Here is a 15,423-nt window from a genome sequence, read left to right on the forward strand (position 1 = left end):
ATGAAGATAGAACGTCGCTCAGGCGTTGGCTTGCAGGGCTTTCAGGATTTCCGCGCTGGTCGACAGCACGGCGCCGCGATGGGCCATGTCGTCCAGGAAGGCCTGGTGCTGGGCTTCAAAACCGCCGACCGGGCTCATGCAGTCGGTCAGCAGCAGCACCTTGCCGGTCTTGCCGGAGGGCAGGTTTTCCACGATGTGCTCGGTGGTCGCTTTCACGCAGTGGCTGCTGGCCTCGCCGGCGATGATGAGCAGGTCCGCCTGGTCCAGCGACGCGATCAGGGCCGTGTTGAGCTGCGTCGCGGGGTCTTCTTCATCCGGCACCTCGGCCTGCATGGCGCTGTAGTGTTCCGTCCAGGGGTTGCTGCCCTTGCCGATCTTTTGCACCATGGCCAGGCGGCTGTCTTCCCAGGCGTTGTAGGCGGCCTTCACGGCGGGGTGAACGTTGTGGCCCCAGCTACCGATTTCGCAGTGCACCGGCCAGACCATCAGGGTGTAGCGCCCGCGCCGCTCGAGTTCGTCGATGTAGGCCAGCGCTCTGGGCAGCATGGCCGCATCTTTGGGCAGGTAGTCGCCCTTGCGCACCTGCGCCGCCGTGATCGGTGTGAAGGGCCCGACGGCCGCACCGGCGTCGGTCTTCCAGAAGGTCGGGTGGGCAATGTCAAACCTGTGGTGGGAGTCCAGGGTCACGCCGATCGCCGAGATGCCTGCAGAGCCTTCACGAATCAGCGTAGCCAGGCGCAGCATGTCGGCATGCGCGCCCGCCACCGGCAAGGCCGGCGATGTGGCTTTCCCCGTCACCGGGTCGACGGGCAGCCAGCCGGCCGGCAGGTCGCAAAAGTCATTTTGCGGGTCGATGATCAAAAGCTGGATGTTTTTCTTCATGCTGTCCTCCGTTGAGATGGCTCTGTTGAGATTGATTAACTGCACTGCCGCCGATTCTGCTGGATTACCTTATAGGTTGTACTAAACAACCTATTTATAAGTTGCATAATACAACTTAATTCAAGTTTGTCAAACAGGAGCCGGAAAAAACATGGCGACCAAACCCAAACACCTGGACTTTGAAAAACCGCTGACCACGGTCGACGTGGTGATCTTCAGCGTGCTGGACGAGCAATTGCAGGTCCTGCTGGTCAAGCGGCCCACCGGTCATCAAGAACCTTTTCCCGATGCCTGGGCCCTGCCCGGCGGCTTTGTGGATGTGGACAAGGACGACTCGCTCGAGGCCTGCGCCAGGCGCAAGCTGCTCGACAAGACAAGCGTCAGGAGCCCCTACCTGGAGCAGTTGGGCAGCTGGGGCGGCAAGACGCGCGATCCGCGCGGCTGGTCGGCCACGCACGCCTACTTCGCACTGCTGCCCGCCGACGCCGTGAAGCTGGTGCAGGACGAGGCCAGGCCGGCCAGATGGCATCCCGTGGCCGAGCTGTCGCCCCGCAAGCGGCTGGCCTTCGACCACGGCGACATCCTGCAGGCCGCGCTGGAGCGACTGCGAAGCAAGGTGGAATACACCTCGCTCCCGGCCTTCCTCCTGCCCGAGCCCTTCACGCTTCCGCAGTTGCAGAAGATGTATGAGGTGGTGCTGGGCCGGCCCATCGACAAAAGCGGTTTCCGCACCCGTGCGCTGGCGGCGGACTTTTTGAAGGAAGACGGCTTGCTGGACGTCGGCTCACCCCGGCCAGCCATGGGCTATCGCCTCAAAGACAGGAGCGCGGTGATGTATTTCCCGAGGACTTTTAGTCCGCGCAGTTAAGCGAAAGCACAAGCGAGCAAACAAAACCCACCGCGCCTCCGCACTCGTTCGCGCTTCTTCGCGCCGCTTCGTGGGCTTTTTGTATTCCACTGTATCCACCCCTCCCCGCGATACCCGGCCTTACGCAGCGCCCTGCGCACGACACACCGGGGATACCTCAGGGCCTTCCAATGCCTGCATGGGCCGGCGACTTCCTCCGTCGCCGCCTGTCACCCCCACCTTGAAGGACCTGACCATGAACGCTCGCCGCCAATTTCTGGCCACCGCCGCTGTCGCCACAGCCGCCGCCTGTGCCACGCCCTATGCCTCGGCTTTCTTTTCACTGGGGCGCACGCCCACCGCGGCGCCGGAGTTCGCCGGCATAGACAGCTGGCTCAATTCGTCGCCGCTGCGCATGGCGGACCTGCGGGGCCAGGTGGTGCTGGTCGACTTCTGGACCTACACCTGCATCAACTGCCTGAACCACCTGCCGTCCGTGAAGTCCTGGCATGAGAAATATAAGGACAAAGGCCTGGTGACGGTCGGCGTACACACGCCCGAGTTCGCGTACGAAAAATCGACCAAGAACGTGCGGGAGGCGATGGAGCGCCTGGGCGTCAAACATGCGGTAGCCCAGGACAACAGCTACGCCACCTGGCGCGCCTTCAGCAACAACTACTGGCCCGCCGTCTACCTCGTCGACAAAAAAGGCATGATCGTCTACAGCCATTTCGGCGAGGGACGTTATGCCGAAACCGAAAAGACCATCCAGGCCTTGCTGGCCCAGTGAAGCGGCCTTCCCCCAGGGCCCTGGCGCAAAATGCCGGGGTGACGAATTTTCCAGGACGCAGCCATGCAGCAGCCAGACCACATCCTCATCGTTGACGACGACCGCGAAATCCGGGAGCTGCTGGGCAGCTACCTCGAAAAAAACGGCCTGCGCGTGACCAAGGTGGAGTCGGGCCGCCACATGCGTGCCGCGCTCGAGGATGTGGCGGTGGACCTGATCGTGCTCGACCTGATGCTGCCCGGCGAGGACGGCCTGACGCTGTGCCGCGACCTGCGCGCCGGCAAGTACAAAACCATTCCCATCCTGATGCTGACCGCGCGCAACGAGGAGGCCGACCGCATCCTGGGCCTGGAGATGGGCGCCGACGACTACCTGGCCAAGCCTTTCGCGGCGCGCGAGCTGCTGGCGCGCATACGTTCGGTGCTGCGCCGTACGCGCATGCTGCCGCCCAACCTGCAGGTCGATGAACCATCCCACCTGCTGTCTTTCGGCGACTGGCAGCTCGACACCACGGGCCGCCACCTGCTGGACGCCAGCGGCACGCTGGTGCCGCTCAGCGGCGCCGAGTACCGCCTGCTGCGCGTCTTCCTGGACCACCCGCAGCGCGTGCTGAATCGCGACCAGTTGCTGAACCTCACGCAGGGGCGCGACGCCGAATTGTTCGAGCGCTCCATCGACCTGCTGGTCAGCCGCTTGCGCCAGCGCCTGGGGGATGGCGCGCGCGAGCAGCGCTACATCAAGACGGTGCGCAGCGAAGGCTATGTGTTCAGCGCCGCGGTGCAGGGCCGGCCGGAGGCTGCATGAGCCTTATGTCGAGCTGGCCCCGCTGGCCGCGAAGCCTGTTCGCGCGCCTGATGCTGATCCTGCTGCTGGGCATCCTCGCCGCCCAGGCCATGTCCTACCTGCTGGTGATGTATGAGCGCGGCATGGTGGGCCGCGATCTGATGCTGGACAACCTCGAAAAAGACATCACCAGTTCCGTCGCCATCCTGGACCGGGTGCCGGCGGCCGAACGCGCGGCCTGGCTACCGCTGATAGACCGCAAAAATTACCGCTACCAGCTGGACGGCGGCATCACCGAGCAAGGCGGCGACAACGAGATCGTGGCGCGCGTCAGCGCATCGATCGCCAATGCGGTGGACAAACGCTACGGCACCACCGTCAATGCCATCGCCGGCGACCCCAAGCGCGTGCACATCCACCTGCGCTTGAGCGACGGCGCGCCGCTGACCATCAACCTCTGGGCCGCGGCCACGCCGATCTCGCCCTGGCTGCCGGCGCTGATGCTGCTGCAGCTGTCGCTGCTGGCCGTCTGCGCCTTCTTCGCGGTGCGCATCGCCACCCAGCCGCTGCGCCGGCTGGCCCATGCGGCCGATGCGCTGGGCCCCGACCTCAAGGGCACGGCCCTGCCCGAGGGCGGCCCGACCGAGGTGGCGCGCGCCTCCAGCGCCTTCAATGCGATGCAGCGGCGCATTGCCGGCTACCTGGCCGAGCGCACGCAGATCCTGGCCGCGATTTCGCACGACCTGCAGACGCCGATCACGCGCATGCGCCTGCGCACCGACCTGATGGACGACGAGGCGCAGCGCGACAAGCTGCAGCACGACCTCGATGAGATGGTGGCCCTGGTGCGCGAGGCGCTGACCTATGCGCGCAGCCTGCACGGCGCCGACGAGGCCCCGCGCAGGGTGGACCTCGACGCCCTGCTGGACACGTTGCGCTGCGATTACGAAGACGCCGGCAAATCCATCACGGTGAGTGGCCAAATCGGCCACCCGGTGATGAGCCGGCCGCTGGCGCTGCGCCGCATCCTGACCAATCTCAGCGACAACGCGCTCAAGTTCGGCACCGAGGTCGAGCTGGCCGTGCGCGTCGATGCCGATGAGGGCATCGAGATCTGTGTGCTGGACCGCGGCCCCGGCATCCCCGAGTCCGAGCTCGAGGCCGTGCTGCAGCCCTTTTACCGCGTGGAGAGTTCGCGCAACCGCGACACCGGCGGCACCGGCCTGGGCCTGGCCATCGCGCAGCAACTGGCCGCTTCCATAGGCGCGCGCCTGAGCCTGGCCAACCGTCCCGGCGGCGGCCTGGTGGCTCGGCTGGTGATGCCGGCGCCGGCCGCGGAGTAAGGCTGACTTTCTGCGTGGCGGCGGCGCGGCCCATGGCGCCAATGAAGCAGGCCGACCAGCCGGCGGCGAACAGCTGCTCGGGGTTGGTGCCCGCGCCCGCGCTGCCGGGTGGCGACAGCTTGATGTCCAGGCGGCCGTCGGCGCTGCGGGATTCGCCCTTGCGCCCGCCGGTGGTGCGGGTCTTGCCTGTGTACAGGACTTTGTCGAGGAGGTTGATGGCGGTCATGGTGTTTTCCTTTTTAAGCAATTGAAGAAGTTGAAAAATGCATCGCTCGCGAAGCACAAGATGAATTACAAAGGGGCGGCGTATCCCCGGTATCTCGGGAACGCAATGTTCTGTACGCACAAAGCAGCTGGACACACTGCGGTACAAATCCCCGATCGATCAGCCCCGCCCGCGGCCCGTGCGCCAAACCACCGCCGGGCGGGAGCTGATGCACTGGCAGCTCAGCGGGTTACGCAGCTCATGCGCGAAACCGCCCGCCAGAAAGGCCAAGGCCATCCAGAGTTTTTTCATGGGAGCGACTCACCCAAAGGTAAAGGCATACACCTGCGCGCCGGGATCGAGAAACTCGATCTCGAACAGGTGGTCGCCCGCCGAGGCCGGCAGCCTCACCAGCTGGTACAGGCGGTGCGCATCGATCACGCCGCTGCCGTCAGCGGCGATATCCGTGCCCCGGCCCTTGCCTGGCGGCTGGCCGTCAATCCGCACACGAAAGCGCACGGGCGCCGCGCCGGCTTCGCGCCCCAGCACCAGGTGCAGGTCACGCGCGCGAAAGCGGTAGGCCAGGCGCGCACCGGCTTGCGCCGCGACGGCGCGCTCGGCCTCCACCGTCCACTCGCCGCCCAGCGTCCAGCGGTTCAGCCTGACTCTGGTGGCTGGCTCGTAGCCATGCCGGCGATCGGGCTGGAGGCCGCCCTCGGGTACAAAGTTGGCGGCACGCTCATGGCCCACATAGGTCTCGCCGGACATCACCCGGTCGCCGGGCGCGGCCTGCACACCTTCGCCCTGCACGGTCACCAACCCATCGCCGCGCGCGCCCTTGCCGTTCTCGGCCAGCAGCTTCTGGATCAGGCGTTCGGACGCCTCGTACTGCCCTTCGCCGACCACCTGGTGGCGCACCCTGCCCTGGGCGTCGACAAAATACAGCGCCGGCCAGGACTGGTTCTCGAAGCCGCGCCAGACGGCATGGTTGCTGTCGATGGCGACGGGATAGTTGATGCCCAGGTCCTTGACGGCCAGTCGCACATGGCCTTCATTTTTTTCAAACGCGAACTCCGGCGAATGCACACCGACGACGACCAGGCCGGCCTCCCGGTATTTGTCGGCCCAGGCCCGGATGTAGGGCAAGGTGCGCAGGCAGTTGATGCACGAATAAGTCCAGAAATCGACCAGCACCACCTTGCCGCGCAGGTCCGCACCGGCCAGCGGTGGCGTATTGATCCAGCCGGTCGCGCCGGCCAGCGGCGCGAAAGTGCTGTCGTTCCAGGCAGCGGGCGTGGCGGCATCGGGCGAAGTCATCTGCGCTTCCTGGGGCTCCCTTGCTTGAAACGTGTTGATCAGTGTTTGTTCAATCTTCGAGGTGCTGCCCAAGGACAGCCTGCTCAGCAGCCCGGTGTCCAGCCCGGTGGCGATCAGCGCCACACCGGCCAGCACCGCCGCGCCCATGCCGCGTCGCGCCCATTGGCTGATGCCCAGCGAACGCCGCAGCAGCGCATACACACGCCCGCCGGCCAGCAGCGACAAGGCCAGCGAGGTCGCCGCGCCGCCCGCATAAGCCAGCAGCAGCAAGGAGGTGCCCGCGTTCGCACCCTGGATGGCCGCACCCGTGAGGATCAGGCCCAGTACCGGCCCCGCGCACGGCGCCCACAGCAAACCTGTGGCCGCACCGAGCAGCAGCGACGAGAGCAACGAAGGATCGCCCGATGCGCCACCTTCGCCGCCTTCACTGGAAGAGGCCAGACGCGCGCCCAGCGCCACCAACGGCCTCGACAGCCAGTCGGCAAAACCCGGAAACATCAGCGTCAACGCGAACGCGGCCAGCAGCCCCAGCGCCGCGAGGCGGCCGTATTCATTGGCCTGCACCGCCCAGCCGCCACCCACTGCTGCCAGCGTGGCCACCGCCGTGAAGGACAGCGCCATGCCCAACAGCAAGGGCAGGCCGTTGCGCAGGAAGGGCCTGCCGGCACGTGCCAGCACAAAAGGCAACACGGGAAGAATGCAGGGGCTGACGATGGTCAGCACACCGGCGGCAAAGGCAAGGAGGAGGAAAGTCATGGTCTGGCGGGTTCAGGAGTGGGCACCTCCGTGATTGAACCGCCCTTGCGTATCCCCACCATGTCGCCCCGGCCGCCTTATGGCATGCGGCTGTATCCGCGGCCGGCCCGGATACACAGACATACAAAACCCTCTGAAACCGTTCACCGTCTAAGGCTTGACCGTCAGCCCGGGCTTGCTGGAAGACATGGTGTTGGCGTTGGCATTGGTGTTGCCCGGCGCGCTGACGCCCTGCGGCGCCGGGTTGATGACCTTGACGACAACCGTGGTGGCGGGCCCGCTGCTTTTGCAAGTGCCGACCGGCGTTGCGCTCGCCGTGTAGTTCTTGAACGCGTCGTAAGACGACATCGAGCCCGTGCCGTAGACATAGACGGCGTTGAAAGGCAGCTCGCCTTCAACGTCCACGGCGTAACCGTCACCGCCGCTGAGCTTGAGCTTGCAGTGGCCGCTGCCTTCGAACTTGAAGCCCAGCGCCTTGCCCGCGACGACTTCGCTCGCGGTGGCCTTGAAGGTCGTGAACATGCCGGGCGCGGAGACGACCAGCTTGGGAACGGCGGGCGCGGTGCGTGCTGCCGGTGCCGGCTGGGCCAGCGCGGCACCGGCGGCGACCAGGCACAGCAAGGTGGCAGCCAGTATGTGTTGTGTGTTCATGGGTGAATCCTTACCGGGTGATGAGTGAGTCGAAAGTTCCGTGCGGCGCTTTGCCTTGCACGGATATGAGTCGGCGTAAAGAGGCCTAAGGTTCAAGCCTGTGCTTCCGCACAAAAAACTTACCCTCAGTTGCTGTGGGCTACCCTGTGGATAAAGTCCGGCGACCGTCCTGAAAGCCGCACCGGTACTGGCGTGCCAGCGGATGCCCAAAAATTGACCACCCGGCGGCCTTATCTTTCTAGGGGCTTTTGCGGGCCGTGGGCACCAAAAGCAGCGGACCCTTGGGAAGCACCAGGCCGCTGGCCGCCGCCTTGTCCGCCGCGGCCTTGTCGGCGGCGGCTTTGGCATCGGCCTTGGCGGCATCCGCCACGCAGCTGTGCTCCGCCTTGACGCGTTCGGCGGCATCGACGATGGCGGGCCTGGCGCAGTTGCGCGCCGCATCGGCCGCGCTGAAGTTCATCTGCTGCAAGGCGTCGCCGGCGCTGATGCAGACCCTGATCTTGTCCAGCGGGTTTTCAATGCGCGAAGGCCCGGCCCCGACACCGGCGCCCGAGGGCGGGCACCAGTTCATCGTGGCCTGCTGCGGCAGGCAGCTGTCGAGTGCCGCCTGGCCCGGCAGCGCCGGCTGGGGAATGTTGCGGTACACCATCTGCTGGGTGTGCTGGGGTTCGCTCAAAAATCCGGGCGACACATGGGCCCAGGAAATCAGGTGCGAGAGCTTCGCATACTGGTCGCAGGCGTTGTTGCAGCTCGCGCCCAGCGCGCCCGGGGGAATCGCCGCGGACGCCAGCACCTGGCCGCTGACGGCCTTGTCCTTGAGCAGTTGCGTGTGCAGCTTCTGGCTGGCCAGGTTGGCCAGGGCCGTCATGCACTGGCCCCTGAAAAAATCCTCGCTGACCGGAATGCCGCTGCCGGCCGGGGGCGGCGTCGCCACGCCGCTGCCGGTGCCGGGCGGAGGGGTCCCGCCTTGTGTGCTGCCGCCCTGGGCCAGGGCCGCGCCGCAGGCGGCCACCAGGGCCAGCGCGGTGATCAGTGATTTATACATGGGTGTGCCTTGCTGCTTGCGCGGTTTGCTTCCGGGTTTGCTTGCGGGTTTGCTTGCACGCTTATTTGGCGATGGCATCGCCCACCACCACCATGGTGCCGTCGCCCGCAATGCCGGTGTTGTTGCCGCCAGAGATCACGCCGCAGGCTTCGCGCTCGGCCTGCGTGGTGCTGGGCCCGCCTTCGGTCATGGAGATCCGCACCTGGTAGGTGCCCGGCTCCAGCAGGAAGGTCGCGACGCGCGGCCAGGCGCCCGTGCCGTATTGCACCGGGCCCTTCTTGAAGTAGGCGTTGCCGTTCTGGCCTATCAGCACCGTGGTCGCGCACTGGGTTTCCAGGCCGGTGCCGAAGACCTTGACGGTCAGCGGCGTGCCCGGCTTGACCTGGGTGGGCGACTGGACCTGGGTGATCTTGGTGTGCGGCACCGTGATGTTGGGTTGGGTGGTGGCGGCCACCGGCGGCGGCAGTCCCTGTAGGCTGGGGCCGGCGGCGCCGGCGGGCGCGGGGGTCGCCGCCGGCTGCGATGCGCGCGGCGCGTGCACCGCCGCATCACCTTTGGCATGGGCCATCAGGGGAAGGACGCAGGCCAGCAGGCCGGCGGAAAGGAGTTTTTTGTTCATGGTGGTCTTTCGTGAAGGGTGAAGAAGGGTGCGCGCGCCGCCCGGGGTCAGTTGTCGACGCAGTTCGGGTCTATCTGCTGGCCGTTTTTCTTGGCGCAGGGTTTCGCGGGAACAGCCGGCTTGGGTTTGGGCGGTGTGGCCACCACCGGCACGGCAGGCTTGGGAGCGGGCAACACCAGCACCGGATTGAACTGGATAGGTTCGGTCACCGTGACCTTGGGATTGAGGATGCCGCAGGCGCTGGCGCCGTTGTCCTTGACGTACAGCGTGTAGCTGCCGCCCTTGGTGTACTTGACCTTGACCGGCCATTTGAAATTGTTGTAGGGGCTGAAGTTGACCGCGCCGACGCTGATGATGTTCAGGTTGTCGCCCAGGGCGACCGACACGTTCTGGCAGATGCCGCTGCCGGCGAGTTCCAGCGTGATCTCCTGGTTGACCGCGGCGGTCGAGGTGGCCGGCGTGACGCCGGTGAACTTGGCTTGCACCGGGTAGGTGTAGACCACGACCTGGGCCTGGCCCAGGCATTTGAAGCCGTCGGCCGCGGCCACCTTGACGGTCTGGTTGCCGCCGTTCGGGTAGTTGTGGCTGGCGTTCAGCGGGAAGTTGCCCGACACCGGTTCGGGCGAGGAGCCATCACCCCAATTGACGAAAGCGCGCTCGCAGGCGCCGCCGGGGCTGCCGTTGACCATGATCTTGGCCCCGGTCTTCTCGGGGTTGGCATAAGCCACCTGCATGCCCGTGATCTTGCTCATCGCGGTGGCATCCTGCACCGTCGTGTTGAACTGGGAAACGGCGCTGCCGTAGCAGGTGGCGCCAGTCGCCTTCACGCTCTGTTTGTAAACGCCGGCCTGCGCATAGACATGGGAGGTCTTGATCGGGAAACCGCCCGAAATCTGCTGCGCGGGCGTGCCGTCGCCGAAGTCCAGCGCGGCGCCGTCGCAGCTCCTGTAGTCGACGCCGCCGACCAGGATGTTGACCGGCTTGCCTTGCGCAACGATATTGGTTTCCGCGTTGACGCTGCCGATGCGGCTGGCGTTGACCTGGACGTTGAAGGTCTTGGACGGGCCCTCGCAACGCGAATTAAAAATGCCCTGCCCAACAATCATCGTGAAGCCCTCACTGATAGGGCCCATGGCCGTCGAGGGTACAAAACTCAGCTTGCCGTTCTGGACCTGCCCTCCCCCCTCCATGGAGAACGCGGAAACGTTGGAGGAGATCTTGACCATGCAGGAGGGATCGGTCACACCGGTGAAGCTCAGCGTGATGGGCTCACCCATTTTTGGCGTCAGCGTGTCGATCTGGATGTCGGTGTAGTTGGATCCCGCCGCATGGGCATGCGCCCCCAGGGCAATTGCCATCACGGCGGTGAAGAGTTTGGCTTTATTCATGGTGTTCTGTCGGTTTCTGGAGTTTTAAAAATTGGATGCTCACGGCGCCACGGTGAAGAAGACCTGGCCGCTGCCGGCGATCGGTGCGATTTCGCAGCGGATCTCGCCGGGCGCCATCGCCTCGTTGCCGGGCTGGCTGATGACGGTCCACTTGCCGGCCGGCAGGGTCTGGCCCAGGTTGTTGAGGTCCCAATCGAGGCTCTGGGTCTTGGCCGCGAAGACGACGTCGTCGCTGAGGTTGATGAAAGGCAGCTTGCGMACCCTGAAGACAAAGCTGCAGTTGTCGCCCTGGACTTTCAGCGTCGACGGAATCGGCTCGCCGGGCGCATAGGTCGCCTTGGCCACCGAGAGGGCCATGATCACGCCCTTCTTGGGCTTGGGCGGCATCACGGCGGCGGGCGTCGGCACCAGCTCGAGCTTGGGCGTGCCCAGGCAGCCCTTGTTGTCGACCTTGTCCTCGTTGTCCTGCACGGTCTCGATCAGCACGTTCTTGGCGCCCTGCTTGGGCACCGTCATGAGGCCCTTGCCCGCGCCCAGCACGTTCTTTTCATAGACCATGGCCTGCTCCTTGAAGATGCTCATCTCGGGCAGGGTCCAGGCGCGCACGTGGTATTTGCAGGAGGCGTCGCCGGCGCCGTGCACGGTGATGTCCCAGGAGTCGAGTTTTTCAACCGCGGTGACCTTGGAGATGAAGGAGCCGTAGTTGGGCGCCGGGCCGGTCACAGGCGGCGCGTCGCCGCCTATCTTCTGGCGCTTGATTTCAAAGTCGGCCGATGCGCTGCCCGCGCAGTGGCTCTCGACGTCGGTGCGCGCCTTGACCGTCACGCGGAACTTTCCCTGGTTGGTGAAAGTGAGCGTGCCGGGATTGAACTCGGTCGACGCCGCCGTCGTGAAGCCGCCGTTGAGCGACTGGCTCATCAACTCGACATTGAGCGCGTCGGGACCGGTGTTGAGCGTCGTGACGCTGAAGTTCAGCAGGCAGTTGCTGTCGGGCTTGTCCAGGAAGATGGTCGAGTACAGCGACACCGTGCCGGGGCTGTACAGGTTGCCGCCGCGCAGCACCACCTGCTGGACCTTGGCCTTGAGGTTCACGGGCACCATGCCCTGGATTGCGGCCTGCGCGGCGGGCGCCATCACGGCCGCCGCGGCGTTGGCCGCGCCCGGCTTGGGCGCTGGCGCGTGCGGCAGCCCGTCTTCAATCGTCAGCGTGGTGGAGGCCGAGCCCAGGCAGGCCACCAGGCCGTTGTGCGCGACGCCGGTCAGCGAGACCGTGTACTTGCCGGGCTTGGTGTACTGGCGCATGCGGCCCACCGCGTCCATCGGGTATTTGATGGGCACCATTTCCGATGCCGTGCCGTCGCTGTATTCGAGCTTGGCATTGCAGGCGAAATTGACGTTCTTGTCGGGGCCGTAATAGGCCACGCCCATCATGTGCTTGATCTGCAGGACCTGGCCCGGCGCGGTGAGCTTGGGCGGATTGGTGGTGGTGGAGACGCCGTTGAGCGTGGAACTCGCGCCGCTCAGCGTTCCCGCCTGTGCCAGGGGAGCGGCCAGCAGCGCCAGCGCGCCCGCGGCAGCCAGGATGTTCAGGGTTTTCATGGTGTTTTTCTCCGGGTTGAAACCGCATGCATCCGGGCTGCACGAAGCGCTGTGGCGAAAGGAAAGGAAAAGGGCTTACTCGACCGTGAAGGTCTTGGGGCCGGCATCCGGTCCCAGGGTGCAGGAGTCGTAGTCGGCGTTCGACGGCGTGATGATCACCGAGTAGGTGCCGGACGCGTAGGTGTGCTGCTCGTCGGAGCCCGGTTGTATCGCGCCGGCGCCGGTCTTCTTGCTGGTGCCGTCGCCGAAGTTCAGGATGTAGCTGCAGGCCGAGTTGGGCGCGGTGCCCACCCACTTGGTGCTGATCAGGCGCACCTTGGGGTTGAGCATGGGCGTCACGACCAGCTTGGTCATCATGGACGGCGGCAGCGGCGTCGGCGGGTTGACCTTGATGCTGACCGAGATCGGCGCATCGCTCACGCAGGGGTTGCCGCCGTAGCTTTTGGGCAGGACCACCGCCGTGAAGGTACCGGCTTGCGAGAAGGTCTTGTTGATGGTGCTCCACTGGCCGTTGTCGGCCAGCATGTTGTCGAACTTCGTGCCGTCACCCCAGGTGACCGTGCCGCCGCAGATCTTGCCGGCGCCCAGGTTGATGCCGTCGAACTTCATCGCGACGGATTCGCCGACCTTGATTTCGGCCTTCAGGAACTTGGCCGACACCAGCTTGGTGACGGGGGCCGGGGGAGGAGGAGGAGGTGGTGGTGGCGGCGTGGTCAGCACGGGCTTGACGACGGCGGTGGGCAAAGGCGTGGGCAGGGTGCGCGTGGGCGCCTTGCCGTCCGCCGCGGCGGGCTTGTCGGTGGCAAAGGCCTGCATGCTGAGGCCGAGCACCGCAAGGGCAGCCAGCGAAAGAAGGGAACGGTTCATGGTGTGTGTGTCCTGGTAAAGAGTGGAGTGAGGGCCTGGCGCCTGTTGAGTCGCGACGGGCCGGCGCGAGGTTCAATCCCGCGCGGAAAAATTCAGGGCGCCATGCCCGCGGCGGGCGGGTAGGGATTCGGGAAGGCCGCAAGGGCCTGCACCGCCGCCTTCATTTCGGCGGCCTCCTTGCCGTCAGCAGCGCCTGGCGCCGTGGCGGCGCCCGTCAGTGGCCCGGCCACCGGAAGCCGGGCCGGTGCCGCCGCGCGGGCGATGCCGTAGCCGACCAGGGCGGCGCACAGCAGCGCGGCGCAGAAGGCCGCGGCCAGGGTGCCCAGCGTGCGCGACACGCGGCGTGCCAGGCTGCGGGTCGGAATGGCATGCGGGCGTCGCGCCGCATGGACTTGCAGGGGAATGGTTCTGATCATGGGAAGGCTCCTGGGTGTCGGGTGCAAGGCTTTCGGCCCGATCAATACGCCGGCTTGAGATTGGCGCGGCAGCCCATGCGGTTCCAGCTTTCCTTGTAGTAAGTCGTGCCCCACTGCCAGTCGGGCGTGGACTTGGGGCACTTGACCATGGGCTGGGGGATGGAGTTGAAGCTCAGTTCGCCGTTGCCCGAACCGTGCGTCCAGCCATCGGGTGCGGCCACAGGCACTTTGGGCGTGCAGGTCAGCTGGCCGGTCTGCTGGTTGCGGTTGTTGGCATAGCCGTCGGGGCAGGTGGCATCGGACTTGACGCAATAGGCCTCACCCTTGGAGACGTCCACGCCGTTGGTGTATTTGGTGTAAGGCGTCGGGCAGGTCATGGCTTCGGACATCGTGATGGCGCCCATCGCGATCACCGGCGCCTGCGGCTGCAGGGCACCCATGCCCATGCCGGCCGCGGGCTTGCCGGCGGGAGCGGGAGCCGCCGGCGTTGCTGGCGTGGCCGGTGCCGCAGGCGCCGGCTTGTCCTTGACGACCACGGTGATCTTGGCTTCGCCGCCGCACTTGGGATTGAGCGAAGGGCTGCCCATGGCCGTGACCGTGTAGGTGCCGGCCTTGGAGAGGGTCTTGTCCATCACGCCGCCGCCCGCCGGCTGGTTGTTGACGAGCGCGTTGTCCGAAGGCTCATAAGGGCCGCCGGCGTACACAAAACGCGCGCCGCAAGCGCCGCTGCCGCTGGTGGTGACCTTGTATTTGACCGACTCGCCGGCGACCGGGTTGGCCGGCACGGCAGTCAGGCCGGTGATGGTGCCGACCGCGTGGGCCGTGCCGCACAGCGTGACGAGGGAGGCCAGGCAGAGCGCATATTTTTTCAAGGAGGTTTTCATGGAGGGACTCGCAATAAAAGAAAAAGAAGAAGTGAAGGGATCACCGGGCACGCGGCGCCGGCGCGACATGTATGAGTCGCCTGGTCCGCCTGCGCGGTTCAATGGCGATGGCGTTTTTTTGCGCGGCGGAAAAATCAGGCCGCGGCCGGATGGTGCGAGCGCGCCTCGACAGCGCCTGCCTGCATCACGCCGGCCAGCATCTCGTAGGCGGCGGTCCAGGCCTCACGGACGGCGGGCGTGAATTTGTCGCCCAGCCCCTGCTCCAGCGTCCACAGCAAGGCGCTGCCGACGGTGGCGTAGTGCGCATCGCGCACACCGTACTTGACGTGGCGCGCGCCGAGCTGGCGCACCACGGGCACCATGGTGTCGAGCTGGGTCAGGCCGTTGACGGCGGAGTTGAGCATCGCCATCAGCATGCGGCCCTGGTGCGCCAGGTCGCCCTTGAACATGGGGCGCAGCGAGGGATCGAGGACAAAAAGGCGGGTGTAAAAAAGCTCGGCGGCCGCCGGCGCGATGGGGCGCACATCGGCAAAGGTGGATTGCACCAGGTTGATTTGCTCTGAGTTCATGGCTTGATTTCCTTGTTTTCCATGTAAATGGTCTTGATCGACATGCACCTTGTTATCCAAGATGCGTGCCAGAACATTTATCCAATGAAATCAAWGACTTGGAGAAAACCGGCGGCGGCCGGCTGTCGGGATTCGCCGACAGCTTTCAGGGGCCGGGAAGAAAACACCAAGGAGATCATGGGGCTGGGTTGTCTGCGCGGGCAGACAAGTTGCGCCCCGGGACTTGTGACTACTTGCTGCCGCGCCTGAATGCGCAGATCCATGGCCGGGTCTTGCGCCGGTTTGCGCGCCTGTGCCCTTTGCTTGGGCTTGCTGGCCGGGGGTCGCCCGGCATGCGACTCACTTTTTTTGCTTCGCCAAAAAAAKTAAGMAAAAAAAGGCGACCCGCAGTCTGGGTCCCTACGCTTCGCTACGGGCAACCTGCGGTGCTCGACTACGGCGGGGTCTCGCGCAAACTCGCCT

The 15,423-nt window shown here is 65.6% G+C and carries 15 protein-coding genes and 1 pseudogene; 4 read left to right on the top strand and 12 right to left on the bottom strand.

Features of this window, described 5'->3' with window-relative positions:
• Positions 1-18: 18 nt before the first annotated feature.
• Positions 19-882, bottom strand: coding sequence for a cysteine hydrolase family protein (locus AC1D0P_RS07460; RefSeq protein ID WP_477676143.1), 864 nt, complete (start codon positions 880-882; stop codon positions 19-21).
• A gap of 151 nt (positions 883-1,033) precedes the next feature.
• On the opposite strand from AC1D0P_RS07460, the gene AC1D0P_RS07465 reads away from it, so the two are divergent.
• From AC1D0P_RS07465 to AC1D0P_RS07480, 4 genes are all read left to right on the top strand, one after another.
• Entirely contained in the window at positions 1,034-1,750 is a 717-nt protein-coding gene (locus AC1D0P_RS07465; protein WP_477676144.1) for an NUDIX hydrolase, read from the top strand.
• A gap of 235 nt (positions 1,751-1,985) precedes the next feature.
• Positions 1,986-2,519 (top strand): thioredoxin family protein, encoded by a 534-nt coding sequence (locus tag AC1D0P_RS07470; protein ID WP_477676145.1) that lies wholly within the window; start codon positions 1,986-1,988, stop codon positions 2,517-2,519.
• A gap of 63 nt (positions 2,520-2,582) precedes the next feature.
• Positions 2,583-3,323, top strand: coding sequence for a response regulator (locus tag AC1D0P_RS07475; RefSeq protein WP_477676146.1), 741 nt, complete (start codon positions 2,583-2,585; stop codon positions 3,321-3,323).
• Positions 3,320-4,645: an ATP-binding protein gene (locus AC1D0P_RS07480; RefSeq protein WP_477676147.1), complete on the top strand. Its 1,326-nt coding sequence runs from the start codon at positions 3,320-3,322 to the stop codon at positions 4,643-4,645. The genes AC1D0P_RS07475 and AC1D0P_RS07480 overlap by 4 nt, the downstream gene beginning before the upstream one ends.
• On the opposite strand, the pseudogene AC1D0P_RS07485 reads toward AC1D0P_RS07480, so the two are convergent.
• The 11 genes and pseudogenes from AC1D0P_RS07485 to AC1D0P_RS07535 all read right to left on the bottom strand — a co-directional run.
• Positions 4,644-4,871 (bottom strand): annotated as a pseudogene (locus tag AC1D0P_RS07485) (OsmC family protein); the annotation flags it as partial. The gene AC1D0P_RS07480 and the pseudogene AC1D0P_RS07485 sit on opposite strands and share 2 nt — an antisense overlap.
• Positions 4,872-5,171: 300 nt before the next feature.
• Complete coding sequence (locus AC1D0P_RS07490) at positions 5,172-6,923, bottom strand: cytochrome c biogenesis protein DipZ (RefSeq protein ID WP_477676148.1); 1,752 nt, start codon at positions 6,921-6,923, stop codon at positions 5,172-5,174.
• Between the two features lie 150 nt (positions 6,924-7,073).
• Complete coding sequence (locus tag AC1D0P_RS07495; RefSeq protein WP_477676149.1) at positions 7,074-7,574, bottom strand: hypothetical protein; 501 nt, start codon at positions 7,572-7,574, stop codon at positions 7,074-7,076.
• A 238-nt stretch (positions 7,575-7,812) separates the two neighbouring features.
• Positions 7,813-8,619, bottom strand: a complete 807-nt coding sequence (locus AC1D0P_RS07500; protein ID WP_477676150.1) for a hypothetical protein — start codon at positions 8,617-8,619, stop codon at positions 7,813-7,815.
• Between the two features lie 61 nt (positions 8,620-8,680).
• A complete protein-coding gene (locus tag AC1D0P_RS07505; protein ID WP_477676151.1) occupies positions 8,681-9,238 on the bottom strand; it encodes a hypothetical protein in 558 nt (185 codons plus the stop codon).
• 47 nt (positions 9,239-9,285) lie between these two features.
• Complete coding sequence (locus tag AC1D0P_RS07510; protein WP_477676152.1) at positions 9,286-10,626, bottom strand: hypothetical protein; 1,341 nt, start codon at positions 10,624-10,626, stop codon at positions 9,286-9,288.
• Positions 10,627-10,665: 39 nt separating this feature from the next.
• Positions 10,666-12,225 carry a hypothetical protein gene (locus tag AC1D0P_RS07515; protein ID WP_477676153.1) on the bottom strand — a complete coding sequence of 520 codons (1,560 nt, stop codon included), beginning with the start codon at positions 12,223-12,225 and terminating at the stop codon, positions 10,666-10,668.
• 75 nt (positions 12,226-12,300) lie between these two features.
• Positions 12,301-13,092, bottom strand: a complete 792-nt coding sequence (locus AC1D0P_RS07520; protein ID WP_477676154.1) for a hypothetical protein — start codon at positions 13,090-13,092, stop codon at positions 12,301-12,303.
• A 92-nt stretch (positions 13,093-13,184) separates the two neighbouring features.
• Positions 13,185-13,508 (bottom strand): hypothetical protein, encoded by a 324-nt coding sequence (locus tag AC1D0P_RS07525; protein ID WP_477676155.1) that lies wholly within the window; start codon positions 13,506-13,508, stop codon positions 13,185-13,187.
• A 41-nt stretch (positions 13,509-13,549) separates the two neighbouring features.
• A complete protein-coding gene (locus tag AC1D0P_RS07530) occupies positions 13,550-14,392 on the bottom strand; it encodes a hypothetical protein (protein ID WP_477676156.1) in 843 nt (280 codons plus the stop codon).
• A gap of 134 nt (positions 14,393-14,526) precedes the next feature.
• Positions 14,527-14,961: a globin family protein gene (locus AC1D0P_RS07535; RefSeq protein WP_477676157.1), complete on the bottom strand. Its 435-nt coding sequence runs from the start codon at positions 14,959-14,961 to the stop codon at positions 14,527-14,529.
• Between the last annotated feature and the right edge of the window lie 462 nt (positions 14,962-15,423).

Source organism: Polaromonas sp. P1_G2, assembly GCF_056405515.1.